The organism is Acinetobacter sp. ANC 4636 (genome assembly GCF_054454555.1).
This window is the reverse complement of record NZ_JBTKVD010000020.1, coordinates 19886-32224: the sequence shown is the minus strand read 5'-3', so window position 1 is coordinate 32224 and position 12339 is coordinate 19886. Positions and strand designations below refer to the sequence as shown.

Here is a 12339-nt window from a genome sequence, read left to right as displayed (position 1 = left end):
TTATTTTAAAATCCATCCATAAGTCAGTTTAATAATGATAAATAAAAAAGTACCATCAAATCGCTCAGTCAGAAGCATGAAACCATCATTCCTGTAAAAAATTGATGCTTGAATGTACAGATCACGAATCAATATGGGCAAACTGCTTAAATTGTGTTATTTAATTTTTTGAGTAGATCGGTTTAAACAATGGAATTGTCAATGAAAACCAGCCGTCAAGAACAATTTTCAGTACGCTATCAAAAAATTTTAGCTGTGTCAGAAGAGTTACTATTAGATCATTATCAGGATATGACACTAGATGATTTAGCCAAAGAACTCGATATTGCCAAAGGAACACTATATAAACATTTTAAGTCAAAGAATGAATTATTATTAGAACTGGTAATTCAGAATGAAAAGCGGGTACTGGCAATTTCACATCAGTATCAGGATGATTTTATTGGTTATGCTAAAGCGTATATGCTTTACCATTTGAGAGCGCCTGAAAAAATCATTGTATTGCACCAGATAGAAGAACAGTTGACAACGACTGAGTCGGGCTTAAAAGAGTTATTTCAGCAGCTTTATGATATTCGTCAACAGCGTATTTTATGTATTAAGGATATGACTAAAGATTACTTGGATCAGTTTCAGTCCAATATTTCAATTCGAGATTATTTATCCTATGTTTGGTCACTGATCTATGGAGCATGTCTACTTTTGAATTCGAGTTATTATCAACGTTCAATCGGGTCTCGTGAAAAGCTGATTGAATTGTATATTCATCAGGCATTAACTATTCCCAGTCAGCAAGAGCTGAGTTTTTCCTAAATAAAAAAGTGGCTTAAGCCACTTTTTCAATTCGACAATAATAAAAACCGTCACCCTGAGCAGTTATGGGTAGTAATTGTCGCCCATGCACTTGAGCAATGCCCCAATCCGCTTCAATTTTGATTTCACGGGCATCCGCATGTTCAGCAAAAAAGTTTTGCATTTGCTGTTCATTTTCCGCTTTGAGAATTGAACAAGTAATATAAAGTAATGTGCCACCGACTTTAAGCTGTGACCACATTTGCTGCAAAATCTGCTTTTGTAGCGCAACTGTTTCTACAATATCGGTTGACTGGCGGAGTAGGCGAATATCAGGATGGCGACGTAACACACCAATCGCTGAGCAGGGTGCATCTAGCACAATACAGTCTACTGGTTCAGATGCTGTCCATGTGGTGGCATCAGCAGCCAAAATCTGTACTTTATCGCTATTAAGTTGTAAACGCTGTAAATTTTCCTGAACACGAAGCAGACGTTTGGCATCTTGATCGAGTGCAATCAGGTGTGCAGGCTGAAATTTTTCCAGTAAATGGGCAGTTTTTCCACCTGGTGCAGCACATGCATCTACCACGATTTTGTCATTTAAATTAGGGAGCAAGCTTGCACAAAGCTGTGCGTGTTGGTCCTGTACGGAGAACCAACCTTGTTCAAAGCCAATCAGTTCAGGAATTTGTACTGACTGCTGTAACACAATTCCCGCTTCGGCAATCGAACACGCTTCAGCTTGAATGCCTGCCGCTTGTAGCTTGGCAAGGTAGGCATCACGTCCGATCTTGCGTTGATTGACGCGTAAGGTAATGGCACTGGTTTGTTTCAAGGCTGAACAGAGTTCGCTTACTTGTTCTGGCCAGTCTTTTTTCAGGCGTTTGTAAAGCCAGCTTGGTAAGCCATGTGCCTGATTTAAAGTCTGTTGGAACTCAGCTGTTTCGCGTGTAGCGCGGCGTAAAATGGCATTCACTACACTACTCATAGCAGGAAAGCCCAGTTGTTTGCATGCTGTTACTGTTTCAGAAAGAGCGGCATGTGCTGCAATGCGGGTACATAAAATTTGATATAACCCGACATATAGGCAGCTTTCTATGGCTGGATTATCTAAGGGCTTCGTGAGTAGTGGTAAAGTGAGTGCTTTTAACCCATACCATTGACGCAGTGTTCCCAAAACCAGCTCATGAAATAGCGCACGGTCTTTTGTTGCCACTTGTTCTAATTGCTGATGCAAAATTGCAGAAAGGGATTGACCTTGTTGCACAGCCAGTAAAGTTTTGACCACTTGAGCACGTAAATTCAACATTTGACTCATGATAGGATTTGTCCAACCTGTAATTTTTGTGCTTGTAAAATTTGTGCTGCATTTAGTGGCTTACCACCTGGCCATTGCAATTGGGTTAGACAAATGATCTGTTGATCACCACACATCACATGTACGCCTTGCTTGTCGATCGCCACAATTTCACCGACTTGAGCAGTGATATTGCTTAGCGTTGAAAGCTGTGAATTCCAGACGCGTAAGTTGTTATTTTCACTGATCGGGAAAAAGGCAACTGGCCAAGGATTAAAAGCGCGAATGTTGAGGTCGAGTTGCTGGGCACGAACAGCCCAGTCAATTTGTGCTTCGGCTTTACTGAGTTTATGCGCATAAACGGTCAAGGTTTCATCCTGTACTTCGCGCTGTGCCAGATAAGCTTGTAGTTGCTGTTCTGATGCAAGAACCGCACAAATCGCTTCTGCGCCTTGTAATGCAAGCTTGTCATGCAGGCTTGCCGAGGTATTTTGTGCCGTGATTGGGCAATAGGTTTTATACAGCATATCGCCTGTATCTAAACCTGCTGCCATTGCCATAATGGTTACGCCAGTTTCATGGTCACCTGTGGCAATCGCACGTTGAATCGGTGCTGCTCCGCGCCAGCGTGGCAACAACGAACCGTGAATATTCAGGCAGCCATATTTAGGCATGTCTAACACTGCTTGTGGCAAGATCAGACCATAAGCGGCAACCACCATGACATCCGCATTGAGCGCGGCAAGCTCTTGCTGCGCTGCTAAGCCTTCTTCGGTTGAGGCTTTAAAATGTAAAGGCTGATAGACAGGCAGATTATGTTCCAAAGCAACCTGTTTGACGGCAGAAGCGGTGAGTTTTTGTCCGCGTCCTGCCTTACGGTCAGGCTGGGTATAAACGGCAATAATGTCATGTTCAGTTTGAATTAAGGCTTTGAGGGCTTCAGCCGCAAACTCAGGCGTACCTGCAAAAATAATCTTCAAGAGTATCACTCAATCGTTTCGCAAGGCACAATTATAACAGGTGTCGCGATTTAGCATTCTTGCAAATTACGCTGTTGAGGCAATTGTGCAAAGAAAATGCTTGAAACCAATATCAAAAATATACAAGCGGAACTTTGGCAAAATTTGTTAAACTTGCAACAGGTCAACATCTGCAAAGCTATTTTTATTGTTGATCGTACTTTTTGTCAGTAAATTGTTTGTTCAATCTGTAGGTTGATTTTTTTAGAGGCTATGCTCATGTCTGTGTTTCGCCGTTGGTTTGATCCGATTCGATCAAGATGGTTTTACCAGAAACCATCACGGCAAGAGGTTTTACCCACGGACAAAGGGTTGAGTATTTATTTGCGCCTTGATGATGTTTACAGTTATTTGGCAGTACAGCAATTGCCGCAGTTGCATGAAATTTTAAGCGAGGAACTCAAGCCATTAAAGGTGATGATTTCCAGTCAGGCAGCAGAACCACCGAATAATATGACCGCACAGGAATGGCAGCAATACTGTCTCAATGATGCCAAGATTCTCGCACGCCAACATCGCTTTGGTTATGATGAACAGCCCGAGCTTCCAAGCGCAGAAGCCATTCAACAAGCTGAAGTCATTTTAAGAAATACTCCATTACGTGAAGAACAATTTCTATATTTACTTGAAGATGTATTTCACATGTTGTGGCAACAGCAATATGGCAAACTCAGAACCCTGTATGCCATGGCAAGTCAGCAACACCAGCCTCAAAATTTTCCTGAACGTCGTTTTATCGATACACCTGTCGCTGCGAGTTATTTTGAATTTGCCGACCGAAAATATCATGCAGTAGATGATTTACTGCGCTTAACGCGACGCCTGAAACAACAAAAATTATTGACTGACAACCCGATTTTTTTGATCAACCATATTGAGTGGCGTGAACACATTATGAGTGATGCAGAAGAGTTGGCAGAAATTCATGCGATGCATCCTGAGCTGGATTTATATATTGCACTTGAAGATCCGATTAGTTGGTTGCTGTTAGCTTATATTAAAGAAGAATTGGCAAATTATTATAATATTCAGTTGCGGGTTTATCCGCTGAGTTACCATGGGCGCGACTTTTTTGACTGGTCGCTTGCTACGCGCTTATCAAAACGTGCCGATGTGGCATTTACGCCGTTTTGCCGCCCAACCCAAGATGCGGTTTTAAATATTGCACGTTTGTTTTATAGCATCGAAGATGACGAACAGCGCGTTGATGTGATTTATGACATTTTAAAAGCGGTATGGAGTAAAGGGCAGGACTTGTCATTTGCCCCGCATGTTCATGCTTTGCAGCAGAGTTTGCAGATTGAAAAATTGACCGAGGTCGATGTATCTGAGCTTTTACAGCAAAATGACCAACAATGTTATGCGAAACATCAGCCTGACTTTCCAGTGTTAGAGTTGCGCATCGCAGGGCAGAGTTATGTCTTTAATAGCTTGTATCGGGTCTGGATGATCGAGAGCATTTTTAGTCATGTACTCGAACAACAATACAAGCAACAGACCACAAATGACGCATCAAAAATGTAACTCTTTAGCCGAAGTTCGCCAACAGATTGATCAAATAGATCGGGCTTTAATTGAGCTTATCGCTGCCCGCCAAACCTATGTGGATCATGCTGTGGCATTTAAAAATTCACGTGCCGAAGTACCTGCACCGCAGCGGGTTGAACAGGTGATTGCCCAAGTGCGCCAGCATGCCGAGGCTTTTTCCGCAGATGCTGATTTGGTTGAAAAACTCTATCGGCAAATGATTCAACATTTTATTGAACGAGAATTACAGCATTTACCTGACTAAACCTCACACTGGTTCAAATCTAAAATCAGCATAAAAAAGCAGAATAATCATGTATATCGTCGAACTGAACTATTTACAGTCTTTGACTGCTGTCGATGCGTTATTAGCGCAACATGTGGAATGGCTACAGCAACATTTTGCTGCGGGACATTTTATTTCCGCAGGCGCAAAGCAACCACGAACAGGAGGCATGATCTTGGTCAAGGATATGCCTGAAGCACAATTAAAGTTGATTTTGCAGCAAGATCCTTTTCAAAAGGTTGCTGAATATCGGATCAATCAGGTGCAGTTTTCACGCACAGGAACAGGCTTCGAACAGTTACAGCATTATTAATTGGCTTGAATTGTATGCATCTGTTTGGCAGTTGCTTAGGCGGCGCAGTGCAATTCCAAGTCGCATATGTAATCGACACGATTTATCATTGTCATTGAGCGTATGCCTTAAACAGAAAGGCAGTAGTTTTGATGCTGCTAGTTTGCCTGAGCAAAAAAATGGGCTGCAAAGTGATAAGTAAATTTGACAGCATTCAAAGCCAGTGGTTTTCGCTCAGCATTTTGTAGCATCGGTAGTGCATGTGTTCTCAGCTCGATTGGGCAAAACTCATAACTTATAAATGTCGATTCCATTAGGATGCTTGTTTCTGAAATTACTTCCAAAACAAGCTTAACCAAGCCTCAGGCAATGCTTGAGGCAACTCCAAAAAATACGCATATTCGAGCGCATCGCTTTGACCTAGCATGAATGTATGTTTTCAGGGAGAAGTAACATGTTGGGATTTGTGATGCTGGTATTTGCGTTTGCAGGTTTAGTCAAAGGGGTGATTGGTTTGGGATTGCCTGCGGTTGCAATGGGATTGCTTAGTATTGTTTTGTCTCCATTTCAGGCGGCCAGTTTACTGATTATTCCTTCCTTGGCGACCAATCTCTGGCAACTGTTCAGCGAAGGTGGCTGGTGGGTTTTGTTAAAGCGTTTTTGGACGCTGCTGCTAGGGGTGGTGTTAGGTTCCACGTGGAGCATCTTTCCGACTTTAGCAGATTCACATGTGCATAGTGGTTTTCTACTCGGCATGATGCTGTTGTTGTATGGCATCTATGGCTTATGTAGTAAGAGGTTGCCGAATCTTCAAACGCATGAAAAATACTTGTCGCCTGTTGTTGGGTATTTAGGCGGCGCGCTGACTGTTGCAACAGGGGTGATTATTATACCTGTTGTACCGTATTTACAAAGTTTGCAGTTACAACGCAATGATCTGGTACAAACCCTTGGTTTGACCTTTACCTGTGCCAATCTGTGTCTGGCAGTTTTTTTACAGCAGCAATTAACGGCGACACAGAACATCAATTATTCATTATCTTGCTTGGTATTATTGCCTGCATTAGTGGGAATGTGGGGTGGCAAGCTGATTCGGCAGCGTTTAAATGAACAGAAATTTCGCCGTATTTTCTTTGTTGGGCTGATTTTTTTGGGAAGCTATATGAGCCTAAACACTTAAACAGGTGCAAGCAAAGCTCGTTTTTCCATTAAGAATTCACTCAGATGTTGATAGGCAACAGGCAGCTCATCAAAGTGGCGGCATGCCAATAACAGCTTACGGTTTGCCCAAGCGCCTTGCAGATGAATGTAGTGAAACGGATAGAGCGATTGTAATTGCTGTGCAGCACGCTGTGGCAAAATAGCAACACCGACACCATCGGCAACGACTTGTGCAATTGCGGAAAAACTGGGTAGGCGTAGGCGATATTCGATACTGTACCCGAGTTGCTGTGCCTGACGTTCAATCGATTGTTGCAAAGAGTGATACTGCTTTAAGCCAATAAAGGCAAAGTGCAGGGCATCAGCAAGGTTGATCTGTGTGTTGTGTGCTAAGGGATGCTGCATTGGGCAGATCAGGACCAACGGATCTTCAGCGAACTCTAAAGTCTGTAAATGCTTGGTGTTAAAAAAACTCGAAACCAACCCCAGTTGCGCCGTGCCTTGGGTTAATGCGGTGACGATATCAGCGCTTTCCGCTTCTTGTAACTCGATCTGTAGTTGAGGGTTTTGTAGTAAATATTCAGGTAAAATTTTCGGCAAATATTCACTTTGTGCTGATGAGTTACACCATAAACATAATTGCTGTTTTTGCTGCGAAGAAAATTGCAGCATATATTGTTGCAGGGAATGACTGTATTGCACAATCTTTTGAGCATATTCCAGAAAACTTTCTCCCGCGAAGGTCAGTTGCATTCCTGTGCTGTGCCGGCTAAACAATTTGACCTCGAACTGTTGTTCGATTTTTTTCAGGCGCTCACTCGCTGCTTGTAGTGAAATAGCTGCCTGTTGCGCAGCTTGAGTCAGACTACCTGTTTTGGCAATCTGTAGCACCAATTCTAAATCGAAAATCTCAAGGCGCATGTCCGTTGCCTGTCTTTTTACTATGATTAGATTCAGTATGGCATAAAAAAAGCAGCCTTGCGGCTGCTATCAATATCAGGTTCTTTAATCTTTTTTCAGGTTAAAGAACCAGTTGAGAATAATGGCAGTAAAAGTTGCTGTGCCAATGCCGCCCAAGTTAAAGTGACCGAACATCAGCTCAAAGTTTCCTGCACCTAAAATAATGGTGACAGCCGCCACAATCAGGTTTTTATTGTTGGAGAAATCGACTTTGTTTTCCAGCCAGATTTTTGCCCCAGCAATGGTAATTAAACCAAACACTACAATTGATGCACCTGTGAGTACCGCACCTGGGATAGTGCTAATCACTGCGCCAAATTTGGGTGATAGCCCCAAACAAATCGCAAACAAACCTGCAATCACAAACACGATGGTGGAGTAAACGCGGGTCACTGCCATGACGCCAATGTTTTCACCATAAGTGGTCATGCCTGGTGCGCCAACACTTCCTGAAAGTGTGGTTGCCAAACCATCGGCAAGGAAGGCTTTGCCCAGTTGTGGAGTCAGGTTTTCGCCTGTCATCGCGCCAACCGCTTTAATATGCCCAAGGTTTTCAGCCACCAAAATCAGTGCAACAGGGGCAATGATCAGCATGGCATTGCTGTCAAAAGTCGGGTGAGAAAAGCTTGGAATGCCGAACCATGCTGCTGCCGAGATCTGTGAAAAATCAATCGGTTTACCCAAGCCCAAGCCATTGGTGGCAATTGCATAAATCAGATATGCCATGAGTAAGCCAACCAGTAGCAACAAGCGCTGTAGCAAACCACGGGTAAATACGGCAATTGTTCCCATGCATAGTACTGTGATGAGTGCCATCCACATTTCAAACGGTTGACCTGCCACGCCTTTAATGGTCACGGGTGCAAGGTTTAAGCCGATGATCATCACCACTGCACCTGTCACCACAGGTGGCATGAGTTTTTCAATCCAGCGTGTGCCTGTCAGCATCACAATCAGACCGATAATTGCATATAGCACACCACAGGCCACAATCCCGCCGAGTGCAACTGACAGGTTCGGGTTTGCGCCTGAACCTGTAATGTGTCCTGTTGCTGCAGCCACTACGCCAATAAAAGCAAAGCTCGAACCCAAGTAACTTGGAACGCGTCCACCTGTAAATAAAAAGAACAGGATGGTACAAATCCCTGACATTAAAATCGCAAGGTTCGGGTTAAAACCCATGAGCAGCGGCGCAAGAACGGTTGCACCAAACATGGCAAAGGCATGTTGAATACCTAAAACCACACTTTGTCCAACAGGTAGATATTCATCGGTTGATACAGGGCGAGAATCAATTTGTCCCGCGTAGGGTCGCCATTTTGGAAACCAAGACATAACAAAAGCGCTCAAATCTTTACAAAATTGCGCACATGATACTCTCAGTTGAAAATGCTTAACATAGGCTGAAATTGTTGTTGGTCATTTTTCTCAGAAGAATTATGAAGATGTTGATAAATTTATTTTGTTTATAAATGGCTTAGTTTAAATAAAAAAGACTTACTCGCCACATGGGCGAGTAAGTCAGGTTGTATAAGGGTTGAGCAATTAGCCTGTATTACGCAGACCTGCGGCAATCCCTGTAATACTCACCATTAAGGCATGATCGACAGGCGTGTGTTCTGCCTGATGCTGTGCCAGATACTCGCGGCGGCGTTTCATCAGTTCAGCTTGTAGCAGGTGCAGTGGCAGCAAATAGGTTTTACGCACTCGCATCGATTGATCCAGTACTTCATTTTGACTGAGCAGCTCTGATTCTCCTTTGAGAATCAGTAAGGTATCAATGGCATCTTGCAGGCGTTGACGCAGTTCATTGCCTAACGCATGGAGATGCTCATTTTGAGTCAGATGAGTTTCATAGTACCAGGCAATATCTGCATCGGCTTTGGACAGCACCATTTCCAGCATGTCGATCAGGGTCTGGAAATACGGCCACTGTTGCAACATTTCATCCAGTTTAGCTTTTTGCTCTTGGGCAATAATTTCATCCAGCGCTGCACCTGTGCCGAGCCATGCAGGCAACATCAAACGAATCTGTGTCCATGCAAATACCCAAGGAATGGCACGCAAGGATTCAATCCCACCACTGACACGACGTTTGGCAGGGCGTGAACCAAGAGGCAACATTTGTAGCTCAAGTTCTGGCGTCACGGTGCGTAAGTATTCAACAAAATGTGGATTTTCCCGCACAGTCTGGCGATAGACTTTGACCGAAGTTTCAGTCATTTGATGCATCAGTTCACGCCATTCAGTTTTTGGTACAGGTGGCGGTAACAAAGTCGCTTCTAAAGTCGCCGCTGTATAGACTTCCATGTTTTGCAGCGCAACACCTTCAATACCAAACTTGAAGCGGATCATTTCGCCTTGTTCGGTGACGCGAATCGAACCTGAGATAGAACCTGGTGGTTGTGAAAATAAGGCTTGCTGAGTAGGTGCACCACCACGGCTGATCGAACCGCCGCGACCATGAAACAGGGTCAGACGGACATCATGCGCTTGGGCAACCGCAGTCAACTCTTCCTGAGCACGGTACTGCGCCCAGTTTGCCGACATAAAGCCAGCATCTTTGGCCGAGTCCGAATAACCAATCATGACCTCGTGTTTGCCCTGAATATGCTGTTTGTACCATTGCATATTGAATAGCGTATTCATAGTGTGGGCAGCGCCGTCCAAATCTTTGAGGGTCTCAAATAACGGCACAATGCGTAATGGTTTTTGTATTCCTGCTTCTTTCTGTAGTAGCAGTACTGCTAAGACATCACTCGGATGTTCTGCCATTGAAATAATATACGCGCCTAAAGACTCAGCAGGTTGTTCTGCCAGTGTGCGCATGGTCGCAAAAACTTCCTGAACATCGGGATGATTAATCAGGCTATCTTCTGGTTCATTGAGTAATTTCGGTAGAAGCGGGCGTTTACTTTGCAGTTCATTGAGCAAGAAGTTTTGACGTGCCTGCTCAGTCCAAGTTTCAAAATTGCCTAGACCTAAATATTCAGTAATCGCAGACAGCGCCTGACGGTGGCGCCCCGATTCCTGACGAATGTCGAGTTTCAGCAGTTCAATCCCGAAACAGTGCACACGATGAATAAAGTCGAGCAAGTTGCCATTGGCAATTTCAGGCAAGTTACTGTCAATTAAAGAACGGTGGCAAAGAAGTAGTGGTTCAAGCAATTCTTCTTTATGGCGAATCACCCGATGGTCTTCGATGGTTTCCAGACCTTGCAGTTTGTCAGACAGCCACTGACGGGTAATGCGTAGGCGTTCGCGCAGATCGCGTAAATATTCACGGTAAGGCTCGGCATGTTCACGACCAAGTACCTGACGTAGTTCATCTGAACATTGTTGAATCGACAGTTCCCAGCGCAGGCTTTCGAGGTCACGTAAATATAGCTCGGTGGCTTGCCAGCGCGAGAACCACAACACTTGTTGGGTGACATCATGGGTGACATTCGGGTTACCGTCGCGGTCACCACCCATCCATGAGGCAAAACGGATAGGGGTTATGTGGGTTGGCAACGTCTGTCCACAATGTACCTGAACTAGTTCGTTCAGCTCACGGATGAACTTCGGTACCGCTTGCCATAAAGTTTGCTCAATGACGGTAAAGCCCCATTTTGCTTCATCAATTGGGGTTGGTTTTTGGCGACGGATTTCATCGGTCTGCCAAGCTGAGCAAATCAGTTGTTTGAGTTTTTCTAAGGCTTGCTGACGCTGTTTCGGGGTCAGTTTTTGCTGATCAAGTTGTTCGAGGCAACGGTTAATATCATCATATTTTTGAATCAGGGTACGGCGGCTAACTTCAGTTGGATGCGCGGTCAGTACCAGTTCAATATTTAAATCGCAAATTTGTTGATATAGCGTTTCTGCCGAAATTTGTCGTTGTTTAAATTTTTCAAATAAAGGTTCGAGCGGATTTGGAGAGGGCTGATTTTCATCGAATTCGCTGGCACGGCGGCTACGTACCACGTGGTACTGTTCAGCAATATTGGCAAAATTCAGGAAGTGGGTGAAGGCACGCGTGAGCGGTAAAATTTCTTTATCTTCAAGATTGAGAAAAAGTTGTTCTAGCTGTTTTTCCGCTTCGATTTGTCCATCACGAGCGCCCTTGGCGAGAGCACGAATTTGTTCGACTTGATTAAACAAGTCCTGACCTGCGTGAGCTTTTAGGGTTTCTCCCAGTAAATTGCCCAGTAGTCTGACGTCTTCGCGTAATGGAGCATCGATATGTTGTGCCATATTTAAATTCCTTATGGGATGAACTATGGTCTATTGAAATATAAAAAGAGAATTGTCTTTTATATCAGAGTGTCGCTTTTATCTAAACATAACAAATTTATCTAGAAAAGCCTTTAGCCATTGGTCGTGTAAGCTCGGAAAAAATGTTGGTTTTGAGTAGGCGGCTGACTGGAAAATTCAGATCACTCGGGCAAATTGCCAGTAGATGACTGACAGGTTAGGAAAAAACTTGTTTTTTTGTGAAATAGTCTAGTTTTTGGCGGAAAAAATTTATGGAAAAGGATGCGAAAATTACAAAACTCACCTATAGTAACAGGTCAATTTTCCCAAATCGTATATATCATTTTTTCAGGGCATGTCCTATGTCGTGAAGGGGTCAAATTTCCATGGCGCAAGACAAGGTTGAGCAGCATCGTCATTATATAACAATGGCGTATATGTTTATGTTTTTGGCACTATTTACGATTGTGACAGGATTAATTGCATATTTGCTCGCAGCTAAAGTTGCTCATAGTTCTCAAGCTGAAGTCTGGATTCAGGCACATGGCATCTGGGTGATGCGTAGTGTGATTTTATTTATGGTGATGGGCGTGTTTGCAGGGCTATGGTTTATTCCATTGGCATTTTATGCTTGGAATGACATGCTTTGGGTCACTGGCTGTACAGTCGCAGGTGTGATTTTTGCCTTTATTGCGTGGATGTATTTCTTAAACTGCTTTATTCAAGGCTTGTCTAAGTATTTCAAAAAGAAAGCAGTATTTTAATTTAA

General features: G+C 43.6%; 11 protein-coding genes. 6 read left to right on the top strand and 5 right to left on the bottom strand.

The features are described from left to right. Nucleotides 1-201: 201 nt before the first annotated feature. Complete coding sequence (locus ACX1N5_RS14610) at nucleotides 202-813, top strand: TetR/AcrR family transcriptional regulator (RefSeq protein WP_004749217.1); 612 nt, start codon at nucleotides 202-204, stop codon at nucleotides 811-813. Between the two features lie 13 nt (nucleotides 814-826). On the opposite strand, the gene rsmB is transcribed toward ACX1N5_RS14610, so the two are convergent. Both rsmB and fmt read right to left on the bottom strand, forming a co-directional pair. Next, nucleotides 827-2113 (bottom strand): 16S rRNA (cytosine(967)-C(5))-methyltransferase RsmB, encoded by a 1287-nt coding sequence (gene rsmB / locus ACX1N5_RS14605; RefSeq protein ID WP_458803241.1) that lies wholly within the window; start codon nucleotides 2111-2113, stop codon nucleotides 827-829. Then, the gene (gene fmt, locus ACX1N5_RS14600) at nucleotides 2110-3072 is read right to left on the bottom strand and encodes a methionyl-tRNA formyltransferase (RefSeq protein ID WP_458803240.1); all 963 of its coding nucleotides are present in this window, start codon (nucleotides 3070-3072) and stop codon (nucleotides 2110-2112) included. Before fmt ends, rsmB begins: the two co-directional genes overlap by 4 nt. A 258-nt stretch (nucleotides 3073-3330) precedes the next feature. Between fmt and ACX1N5_RS14595 the strand changes: the two genes are divergently transcribed. From ACX1N5_RS14595 to ACX1N5_RS14580, 4 genes are all read left to right on the top strand, one after another. Then, nucleotides 3331-4635 (top strand): hypothetical protein, encoded by a 1305-nt coding sequence (locus ACX1N5_RS14595; RefSeq protein ID WP_458803238.1) that lies wholly within the window; start codon nucleotides 3331-3333, stop codon nucleotides 4633-4635. Further along, nucleotides 4616-4903, top strand: coding sequence for a chorismate mutase (locus ACX1N5_RS14590; RefSeq protein WP_458803236.1), 288 nt, complete (start codon nucleotides 4616-4618; stop codon nucleotides 4901-4903). The genes ACX1N5_RS14595 and ACX1N5_RS14590 overlap by 20 nt, the downstream gene beginning before the upstream one ends. Nucleotides 4904-4952: 49 nt before the next feature. Next, complete coding sequence (locus tag ACX1N5_RS14585; protein WP_131382389.1) at nucleotides 4953-5237, top strand: YciI family protein; 285 nt, start codon at nucleotides 4953-4955, stop codon at nucleotides 5235-5237. A gap of 433 nt (nucleotides 5238-5670) precedes the next feature. Continuing rightward, on the top strand, nucleotides 5671-6396 hold the full coding sequence (locus ACX1N5_RS14580; protein ID WP_131382388.1) for a sulfite exporter TauE/SafE family protein: 726 nt from the start codon (nucleotides 5671-5673) through the stop codon (nucleotides 6394-6396). On the opposite strand, the gene ACX1N5_RS14575 is transcribed toward ACX1N5_RS14580, so the two are convergent. The 3 genes from ACX1N5_RS14575 to ppc all read right to left on the bottom strand — a co-directional run bounded on the left by ACX1N5_RS14575 (nucleotide 6393) and on the right by ppc (nucleotide 11570). Next, a complete protein-coding gene (locus ACX1N5_RS14575; RefSeq protein ID WP_458803234.1) occupies nucleotides 6393-7298 on the bottom strand; it encodes a LysR family transcriptional regulator in 906 nt (301 codons plus the stop codon). The two genes, ACX1N5_RS14580 and ACX1N5_RS14575, sit on opposite strands and share 4 nt — an antisense overlap. An 84-nt stretch (nucleotides 7299-7382) precedes the next feature. Continuing rightward, nucleotides 7383-8672, bottom strand: coding sequence for a solute carrier family 23 protein (locus ACX1N5_RS14570; protein WP_004749208.1), 1290 nt, complete (start codon nucleotides 8670-8672; stop codon nucleotides 7383-7385). Between the two features lie 210 nt (nucleotides 8673-8882). After that, nucleotides 8883-11570: a phosphoenolpyruvate carboxylase gene (gene ppc / locus ACX1N5_RS14565; protein WP_131382385.1), complete on the bottom strand. Its 2688-nt coding sequence runs from the start codon at nucleotides 11568-11570 to the stop codon at nucleotides 8883-8885. 386 nt (nucleotides 11571-11956) lie between these two features. On the opposite strand from ppc, the gene ACX1N5_RS14560 reads away from it, so the two are divergent. Beyond that, entirely contained in the window at nucleotides 11957-12334 is a 378-nt protein-coding gene (locus ACX1N5_RS14560) for a hypothetical protein (protein ID WP_004749205.1), read from the top strand. Nucleotides 12335-12339 lie beyond the last annotated feature (5 nt).

What these genes read in the sequence shown, in the direction of transcription:
- rsmB (WP_458803241.1), bottom strand. Translation starts at nt 2,113, where the DNA reads ATGAGTCAAATGTTGAATTTACGTGCTCAAGTGGTCAAAACTTTACTG.
- ACX1N5_RS14575 (WP_458803234.1), bottom strand. Translation starts at nt 7,298, where the DNA reads ATGCGCCTTGAGATTTTCGATTTAGAATTGGTGCTACAGATTGCCAAA.
- ppc (WP_131382385.1), bottom strand. Translation starts at nt 11,570, where the DNA reads ATGGCACAACATATCGATGCTCCATTACGCGAAGACGTCAGACTACTG.
- ACX1N5_RS14560 (WP_004749205.1), top strand. Translation starts at nt 11,957, where the DNA reads ATGGCGCAAGACAAGGTTGAGCAGCATCGTCATTATATAACAATGGCG.
- ACX1N5_RS14570 (WP_004749208.1), bottom strand. Translation starts at nt 8,672, where the DNA reads ATGTCTTGGTTTCCAAAATGGCGACCCTACGCGGGACAAATTGATTCT.
- ACX1N5_RS14585 (WP_131382389.1), top strand. Translation starts at nt 4,953, where the DNA reads ATGTATATCGTCGAACTGAACTATTTACAGTCTTTGACTGCTGTCGAT.
- ACX1N5_RS14590 (WP_458803236.1), top strand. Translation starts at nt 4,616, where the DNA reads ATGACGCATCAAAAATGTAACTCTTTAGCCGAAGTTCGCCAACAGATT.
- ACX1N5_RS14580 (WP_131382388.1), top strand. Translation starts at nt 5,671, where the DNA reads ATGTTGGGATTTGTGATGCTGGTATTTGCGTTTGCAGGTTTAGTCAAA.
- ACX1N5_RS14595 (WP_458803238.1), top strand. Translation starts at nt 3,331, where the DNA reads ATGTCTGTGTTTCGCCGTTGGTTTGATCCGATTCGATCAAGATGGTTT.
- ACX1N5_RS14610 (WP_004749217.1), top strand. Translation starts at nt 202, where the DNA reads ATGAAAACCAGCCGTCAAGAACAATTTTCAGTACGCTATCAAAAAATT.